We start from the raw sequence: 2350 nt of genomic DNA, 5'->3' as shown, positions 1-2350 counted from the left end.
TCTGTAGACCAGTCGGTGACAAATTCGCCGATTTCACCGGCTCCACCGACGCATCCTCTGTAAACCGAATCATTTATGACAATACCTGAGCCGATACCGGTTCCGATCGAAACCAGAATCACATCATTGTACTCCTTTGCAGAACCGATCCATGACTCTCCGAAGGCGGCAAGTGTAACATCGTTTTCGATCAGCGTCGAAATACCGAACTTCTTCTCGACCGGAGTCTTGAGATCAAGATCGCCGATGTCGAAGGAGGGCATGTATTTTATCTTCTGCGTAACCCTGTCTACCGTACCGGGAATGCCTAAAGAGATTCCCAGCACCTTCTCTTTTCCGACTCCCTCTATGTAACTCTCAAGCCTCTCATTCAACTCATCTACCAGACCCCTTTCGGTGCGAAGAAGGTCAGTGGCAATAGTGTCGCGTTTTAAGATATTTCCGTCGAGATCGATCAACGCGAAGATACTCTTAGTTCCGCCTATGTCAACACTGAGTACGTTTCTGTAGTCTTTTGCGAAAGAGATATTTATAGGTTTCCTGCCACCGGAAGATTTGCTCTGTCCGAGCCCGTTCTCTCTAACAACTCCCTCTTTAACCAGGTCGTTGACAATTGAAGATATGGTCGGTTTGCTGAGCCCGGTCAGTTTCGCTATCTGGACTCGAGAAGTACTCTTCTTTTCTCTAATTATCCTCAGAATTTCACTCGTTCTGATCTCAGTAAGTTTCGATACCACTTCTTCCTCCCGCTTCCTTCCTTCATCCTCTTCTCCGCCGATTCTTGACTGACAACCGGGAGATCGCTTACAGAAAACACCAGAAGGACATCATCCAAGTTGGTAAATAAAAACTACTAACTAATTCAATTGAATTATAGTCCTTGAAGCGTCAATGCCAAAGGGCAAGCTGGCTCGACGGCGCGGATCCTACAAGCAGGATTTGACTACTAATCACTTTCACTCTTCTCTCTTGAACCGTAGTCGAGTGGTAAAAATGTTAGAGATGATTTCTCCATACTCTAAAACAATTCCACCTTCTTCCTGCAAATCTTCGTCAACCCATGTTCCTTCAGATGAAGGTGCGTGAGTCTTGCATTTCAATGGACACAAGAACGGCTCTTTGAGAGAATGCTTCTGCTGTGAATCGAAGGCCGAACTCAGAAGCTCTTCATTGTGGCTGCAATAATCACCGTACTCCCTATGATCGTTTTCGGTCTGCTTGTGCAAAACGACCTCGTTCGAGGCCTTACAATGGGAAGCTCCAAGTAAACCCTGGATTCAAGCTTGACAGGTTACTGTCCAAAAGAAGAAGCCGGAAAAAACCATGGTTGATCGCTTCCTTCAACAAATTCATTGCTTTCGCTATCACCCCGAAAACACTTACGATTCTTCAATTCATGGAATTGTCTTCAAGAACCGAAGCATGTAGTTTGTCGTATGGGATAATAATCGAAACGGGAAGACAGTTTTTGAACAGGGGGTAGGGGAGAAATGCCAAGAATGCTTGTTGCAACTGCGCCAGGAAAGGCGTCGATTGCTGAATACAGGGACAGGAAGATAGCGGCGAACGAGGTTATGGTCGAAGTCGAGTTCGCTTCTCCAAAGCACGGTTCGGAGATAGCTGATTTCAGAGGCGAGAGCCCGCTTATAAACGAACGTTATGATGACGACTGGAAGCTCTTGGTTCCTCGATCTCCGGATCAGGGAAAGGGAGTTGAGTTCGGTTCCTGGAATCTCGGCAATATGTGGGTAGGTAGGATCGTTGTAAAGGGTGTGGATGTGAAGGACTACAATGTTGGCGAGAGGGTCTGTTCTTACGGAGGAATTCGCGAGACTCAAATTGTCAACGCCGTTGGCAATCACCGTCTGTTGAGAGTTCCCGAGGCCGTCTCCTGGAAGAGCGCCGTGTGCTATGATCCGGCTCAGTTTGCTCTGTCCGGGATCAGAGACGGGAATGTGAGGCCGGGTGACCATGTTGCAGTAATTGGACTTGGAGCCATAGGACTGCTGGCGGTCCAACTCGCGAAGAAGATCGGTGCCAGCCCGGTGATAGCGGTCGATCCTATTGAAGTCAGGCGCGAGGTTGCGCTGAACTCAGGTGCGGATTTTGTTCTAGATCCAAAAGCGTGCGATGTTGGGCTTGAGATCAAGAGGCTCACTCTTCAGACCGGTGCAGACTGCATAATCGAGACAAGCGGAGCTCCTTCTGCTCTGCAGTCGGCCCTCAGAGGTCTTGCACACGGAGGAACAATTTCGTACGTTGCCTGGGCAAAGGAGTTTCTCGGCGGCATCAATTTTGGGCGTGAAGCCCATTACAACTATGGGCGGTTGATCTTCTCCCGTGCGGCAAG

General features: G+C 48.6%; 2 protein-coding genes and 1 pseudogene. 2 read left to right on the top strand and 1 reads right to left on the bottom strand.

Translation table 11 applies throughout. From position 1 onward, the window contains the following. Window positions 1-737 (bottom strand): ROK family transcriptional regulator (locus tag ENN47_07765; GenBank protein ID HDP78064.1); only part of this gene is annotated, 737 nt, incomplete at its 3' end. A gap of 438 nt (window positions 738-1175) precedes the next feature. Between ENN47_07765 and ENN47_07760 the strand changes: the two are divergent. Together ENN47_07760 and ENN47_07755 are read left to right on the top strand one after the other, a co-directional pair. After that, window positions 1176-1268, top strand: a pseudogene (locus ENN47_07760) (carbohydrate ABC transporter permease). Window positions 1269-1490: 222 nt separating this feature from the next. After that, window positions 1491-2350: zinc-binding alcohol dehydrogenase (locus ENN47_07755; protein HDP78063.1), on the top strand; the 860-nt coding region annotated here is incomplete at its 3' end.

The sequence above is a fragment of the Mesotoga infera genome, from assembly GCA_011045915.1.
GTDB lineage: Bacteria > Thermotogota > Thermotogae > Petrotogales > Kosmotogaceae > Mesotoga > Mesotoga infera_D.
Note: the sequence above shows the minus strand (reverse complement) of the source record. Positions and strands in the feature narration are given on the sequence as shown.